General features: G+C 44.8%; 5 protein-coding genes. All 5 read left to right on the top strand.

Translation table 11 applies throughout. From position 1 onward, the window contains the following. Nucleotides 1-475: 475 nt before the first annotated feature. The 5 genes from mraZ to VIP81_RS30225 all read left to right on the top strand — a co-directional run bounded on the left by mraZ (nt 476) and on the right by VIP81_RS30225 (nt 6,210). Nucleotides 476-943, top strand: a complete 468-nt coding sequence (gene mraZ, locus VIP81_RS30245) for a division/cell wall cluster transcriptional repressor MraZ (protein WP_106527296.1) — start codon at nt 476-478, stop codon at nt 941-943. A gap of 12 nt (nt 944-955) precedes the next feature. Then, nucleotides 956-1,867, top strand: a complete 912-nt coding sequence (rsmH, locus tag VIP81_RS30240) for a 16S rRNA (cytosine(1402)-N(4))-methyltransferase RsmH (RefSeq protein WP_331970677.1) — start codon at nt 956-958, stop codon at nt 1,865-1,867. A gap of 100 nt (nt 1,868-1,967) precedes the next feature. Then, nucleotides 1,968-2,345: an FtsL-like putative cell division protein gene (locus VIP81_RS30235; protein WP_331970674.1), complete on the top strand. Its 378-nt coding sequence runs from the start codon at nt 1,968-1,970 to the stop codon at nt 2,343-2,345. 289 nt (nt 2,346-2,634) lie between these two features. Beyond that, nucleotides 2,635-4,743 carry a penicillin-binding protein gene (locus tag VIP81_RS30230; RefSeq protein ID WP_331970671.1) on the top strand — a complete coding sequence of 703 codons (2,109 nt, stop codon included), beginning with the start codon at nt 2,635-2,637 and terminating at the stop codon, nt 4,741-4,743. After that, nucleotides 4,744-6,210, top strand: coding sequence for a UDP-N-acetylmuramoyl-L-alanyl-D-glutamate--2,6-diaminopimelate ligase (locus VIP81_RS30225; protein ID WP_331970668.1), 1,467 nt, complete (start codon nt 4,744-4,746; stop codon nt 6,208-6,210). It begins immediately after the preceding gene. Nucleotides 6,211-6,357: the final 147 nt, after the last annotated feature.

Raw genomic sequence — 6,357 nt, 5'->3', positions numbered from 1 at the left:
AAATGTAAATGTAAGGCAGAGAGATTTTGATTGCTGTTAAAATTTTGCAAAAGAGGGAATTAAATCGGTGAAAGCGGTGTTTTCCACCACCGTTGGACTTGCTGACATTTTTCCCACCCGGATGTGGAAAATTGCCTTTTTTAGATAAAGAATGAATTAAAAAAGTCTCAAATTAGAAAAAAAGCACACGCATAAATATTTAATCGCACTATTTTCCCACCCAACATCACTTTCAGGAACAACAAGCCCGGTAGGGGATTTATAGGATATGAACATACAAACTACTATTATCAACACATTATCCACATACATTCTTTTGGAATGCACACAATGAGTGCATAAATGAAAGCAAAAGGCCTCCTATGCAGGCGATCCCATCTGTGGAAAAAATTTATAAAGTATTTTTTCGTTAAAAAGTGGGAAAAAGTGTTATTTTGTGTTAGAAAATGGATTTTCAAGGACTTTGCCCCATGGTATGACAGGATTTCTCGGTGAATATGAATCGACGCTGGACGCAAAAGGACGCTTTCTTTTACCTGCTGGATTTAAAAAGCAGTTATCAGACGGGGCCGGAGGACAGTTTGTGATTAACCGAGGCTTTGAAAAATGCTTGTCCCTGTATCCCATGAATGAATGGCAGCCAATTTTTGAACGTATCAGCAAGCTGAATGACTTTGACCCAAAAGTAAGGGAATTCAGGCGGTACTTTTTGAACGGGGCCACCATTCTGGAGTTAGACAGCGCGGGAAGACTGCTGGTACCGAAAAACCTGCTCTCCTACGCCAATCTGGAAAAAGATATTGTGCTGGCAGCAGCATCCAATAAAATCGAGATCTGGGATAAAGGTAAATACCAGGAGTTCTTTGAAAATTTCTCACCAGGAGCGTTCAGTGATCTGGCACAACAGGTAATGGGAGGAGGAGATAACAACATTTCAATTTAAAGAGGGGAGCATATGGGCGAACAACAATATCATTTACCCGTTCTGCTGCAGGAAACAACGGAGCTGTTACAGATAAACCCCGAAGGGATTTATGTAGACGCCACGTTTGGAGGCGGAGGACATTCGAAAGCCATACTGGAGAAACTGGGTGAAAAAGGACGACTGATAGTATTTGATCAGGATGAAGATGCTTACCGTAACAGGATCATAGACGAACGCGTAACTTTTGTACAACAAAATTTCCGTCACCTTCAACGCTTTCTGAAATTACATAAAGCAGAACAGGTAGACGGAGTACTGGCAGATCTGGGCGTTTCATCGCACCAGTTTGATACCGCTGAAAGAGGATTCAGCATTCGCTTCGATGGCGATCTGGACATGCGAATGGATACGAGAACCGAATTTACTGCCGCACAATTGCTGGCCACTTGGGGTGAAGCACGGTTACAACTGATTTTCCAGGAATACGGAGAAGTAACCAACGCCAAAACCCTCGCACAAACAATTGTAAAGCAGCGCAAAACACACCCCATGCGCACCATCACTGAATTCAAATCCGTGATTCAGCCCATTGTAAAAGGCAACCCGCAAAAGTACCTGGCACAGGTTTTTCAGGCATTGCGTATAGCTGTAAACGATGAACTGGGCGCTCTGAAAGATTTACTGGAGCAAGCTACCAACGTACTTAAACCGGGAGGCAGACTCGCCGTCATTACTTTCCACTCGCTGGAAGACAGGATGGTGAAAAATTTTATGAAGACTGGAAGTTTTGAAGAAGCACCCGAAGATCCGTTTGCGAAAGAAACACCCCCTAAATTGTTCAGATTAATCACAAAAAAACCGGTTACCGCCAGCGATGCAGAATTGAAGCTTAATGGAAGATCCAGAAGTGCAAAACTGCGGGTGGCCGAAAAACAAGCGTGATGCGGCAGTAAACCGCTCACCAAATCCTACCCTATCCTATACACATCTGTTTGATTTGCGTTCAGGTTTATATTGTCAATTTTTAAAAAAGGCATAGAGCGTGTTGCAGGAAGAAGCTATAGAAACAAACCAGGATATTCCGGCTGAAGAAAACAATATTCCCCCGGAACAACGAAAAGAATGGCGTTTGCGCATCAACTACAGAGCGTTGGTACAAAACATGCCCTTTATCGGCTTCCTGGCTTTCCTGGCCCTGATCTATATTGCGAATAGTCACCTCGCCGAAAAAAAAATCCGACGTATAAACAAACTTGGCAAAGAAATAAAAGAGCTGAAGTGGGAGTACATCAACGTGAAAAGTGAGCTCATGTTTCGAAGCAAAATGAGTGAAGTCAGTAAATCCGTAGAGCCGCTGGGGCTTAAACAACTCAGCTCCCCTCCACAAAAGATTGTGCTGAAAAAGGAAACAGAAAAATGATTTTAATATTGATGCCTGACGCTGCCCGCCTGACTTGAACTCAGGTCGGGGATGCTGGTAAATCAAATCAATGGCAAGCATCTCAAATACAAATGCAGCCAGTGTCAGGTATCTTCTTAGCTTTTAGCTATTAGCTTTTAGCCCTTAGTCAACCATGACTTAGGGCATTTATGTTAACAACTAACTGCCAAAGGAATATAAACTAACAGCTGATAGCTTATAGCTAAAAGCTAATTCAATATAATCTAAAAGCTAACAGCTAATGGCTAAAAGCTCTTAAAATGAATACGTGGATGTAAAAAAGGACATATTGTGGAGAGTGTATCTGTGCCTGATCGGCATGATGCTGTTTGGCGTAGCCATTCTGGTGAAAGTATTCTATATACAGAATGTACAGGGAAACTACTGGCGCGCGATGGCCGATAGTCTCCACACCGGATACGTTGCACTGGACGCAGAAAGAGGTACCATCTACTCTGAGGAAGGCAGAATGCTGTCTACCTCTATCCCTTATTTCGACATCCGCATCGACTTTGCCGCCGATGGACTCCGCGATAAAAACGGTAAAATATTCACGGAAAACGTAGACTCCCTTGCTTATAAATTGTCTGAAACATTTGGTGATCGTAGCAAAGTTGCCTATAAACAATTACTGCAGGAAGGATATAGATCAAAGGACCGCTACTTCTTATTAAAAAGAGATGTGCCCTTTAATCAATACCAGGAACTACGCAGCTTCCCCATGTTTCGCCTCGGCAAAAACAAAGGCGGTATGATCGCTGAATCTAAAAGTAAGCGCATCAACCCCTTCAAACTGCTGGCTAACAGAACCATCGGGCTGGCCCGCGAAAACTCCCAGAGCGTAGGCATCGAAAGAACCTACAACGAATACCTGAAAGGCGTGACCGGTAAAAGACTGATGCGCCGCATTGCCGGAGGTACCTATGTCCCCGTAGACGGTTACGATATTGAACCCGAAAACGGACGCGATGTGGTGACGACCATCGATGTAAACATGCAGGATATCGTGGAAACAGCCCTCATGAACATGATGGTGCAAAATGAAGCAGACCATGGTACCTGTATTCTCATGGAAGTGAAAACCGGTAAAATAAAAGCCATTGCCAACCTTGGTAAAGATCCTAACGGCAACGGCTACTGGGAAAATATGAACTATGCACTGCAGGTAGCGGAACCCGGTTCTACTTTTAAACTGGCCACTATTATCTCTGTGCTGGAAGATAAATACGCCACCATGAACTCCATGGTAAACATGGATGGTGGCCACTGGCAGGTGGGACGCAGAACAGTATTCGACTCTGAACCGCATCCCGGCCCCCAGAATGTAACCGTAAAACACGCATTCGAACTTAGTTCCAATGTGGGAATGGCAAAGCTGGCCTACCAGTTCTATAACCGGCAACCGAATAAGTTTGTCGCCCATCTGAAAAGATTGCGACTCGATCAGAGCACCGGAATAGACCTCATAGGCGAAGGAAGACCAGTGATTAAAACCACTGCCTCCAAAACATGGAGCAATACTTCCCTCCCATGGATGGCTTTCGGATATGAAGTATTGATAAGCCCGTTGCAAACATGCATGCTGTACAACGCAGTCGCTAACAACGGTAAAATGATGAAACCCTACCTAGTCAACTCCATCCAGGAATATGGCCAGGTAGTAAAACAATTTGAGCCCACTGTAGTGTTAGACAGCATCTGCTCACAAAGCACGCTGAAACAGCTGCAGGCCATGCTCGAAGGTGTGCCAATAGAGGGTACCGCTAAGAAATTACGTACTCCTTATTACAACTTCGCTGGTAAAACAGGCACCGCACTCGTGGCGAATGGCAACCGCGGATATGCCGACAAAATCTATCAATCATCATTTGCCGGCTATTTCCCGTCAAATGATCCGCAGTATACCTGCGTGGTAGTGATAAAAAATAAACCGCACGCTTTGCGCTTTTACGGTGCAAACGTTGCCGGTCCGGTGTTTAGAGAAGTGGCAGATAAACTGTATGCGACTGCTGTGGAAAGACAAAAACCCATGCAGGCCACCATGCAACTGGATACTCTGCTGTCCCTGAAAAATGGAAAAGGCGGCGAATGGAAACAAATCCTCGGTACCCTGCAACTGCCAATAAGCACCGCACCAGCCAATAACAGTTGGGTAAGTGCCAAGGTTACAGATCGCAAAATTGCCTTCCAACCCGTCACCCAAACAAAAGGTGCGGTACCGGATGTAACCGGAATGGGATTGAAAGATGCGCTCTACCTGCTCGAAAATGCAGGGTTGCGCGTGGTAATAAAAGGCGCCGGAAAAGTGAAAGTACAATCACTCCCCGGCGGAACTAAAATAGGAAACGAACAAACAATCGTAATAGAACTGAGTTAGATGAAGACGCTGCGCGACATATTGTATAATGTAAGCATCCTGGCGGTGCATGGTAATACTGATATTACCATCAACGCCCTGACCACCGACTCCAGATCCATCGGAGCCGGCGATGCTTTCATTGCGGTGAAGGGAGTACATGTGGACGGACACATATACATTGAAAAAGCTATCGGCCTGGGAGCTGTGGCAGTGATCTGCGAAACATTACCGGAACAGTTATCTGAAAATATATGCTACGTACAGGTAAGTAACAGCGCCAACAGCAGCGGTATCATGGCAGGCAACTTCTATGATAACCCCTCTCATAAAATACAACTGGTAGGCGTAACCGGTACCAATGGTAAAACAACCATCGCTACCCTGTTGTTCCGTTTGTTTACCAAACTGGGATATCACTGTGGACTATTATCTACGGTACAAAATCAGATAGGCGACACCGTTATACCTGCCACACATACCACCCCGGATCCTATTAATCTCAATGCCTTACTGGCACAGATGGTAGATGATGGTTGCCTGTATGTGTTTATGGAAGTAAGCTCCCACGCGATTCACCAGCAACGTATTGCAGGATTAAAATTCGCGGGAGGCATCTTCAGTAATATCACCCATGATCACCTGGACTATCACAAAACTTTTGATGAATACATCCGGGTGAAAAAATCATTCTTTGACAACCTCCCGGCAGGCGCATTTGCCATCACCAACCTCGATGATAAAAGAGGTACCGTGATGCTGCAAAACACCAAAGCGAAAAAAGCTACCTATAGCCTCCGCACCCTGGCAGATTTCAAAGGAAAGATCCTGGAAAATAACCTGACAGGACTGGTGATGCTGGTAGGTGACACAGAAGTACATTTCCGCCTGATTGGTGAATTCAATGCCTACAACCTGCTGGCAGTATATGGCGCCGCAGTATTACTGGGTATAGATAAAGCCAAAGTCTTACAAGCCCTCAGCGACACACAAGGCGCAGAAGGCAGGTTCGATTATATCATTTCAGACAAAGAACAAATCATTGCTATAGTAGATTATGCTCATACCCCGGACGCATTGAAAAATGTACTGGCCACGATCAAAAATCTGCGTAAAGGCAATGAACAGGTGATTACGGTAGTAGGTTGCGGTGGCGACAGAGACACCACCAAACGCCCTATCATGGGCGATGTAGCCGTTGAAAACAGTGACCGCGTGATCCTGACATCAGATAATCCCCGCTCGGAAGATCCGGTAGCGATTATCCATGAAATGGAAGCTGGTGTGCCCGTTCACCTGAAAAGAAAAGTCATTTCCATTACCGACAGAAAAGAAGCCATTAAAACAGCGCTCTCCCTGGCAAACCGCGAAGACATTATCCTCGTGGCCGGAAAAGGACATGAAAAATACCAGGAAATCAAAGGAGTGAAACACCACTTCGATGATAAAGAAGTGCTGATGGAGATGATGAAGCTGATGGACAAGTAAAATTAAAACTGAAACAGAGATACTTAATAATCCAATGACTTAAAAACCGGTCTCCCGAACAGCGGAGGACCGGTTACGACTAAAACATATGTTATATTATTTTTTAAATTACCTGAAAACAGAGTTTAAGATCAGCGTCATCGGCGG

This window comes from Chitinophaga sp., assembly GCF_036566945.1.
Lineage (GTDB): Bacteria > Bacteroidota > Bacteroidia > Chitinophagales > Chitinophagaceae > Chitinophaga.
Note: the sequence above shows the minus strand (reverse complement) of the source record. Positions and strands in the feature narration are given on the sequence as shown.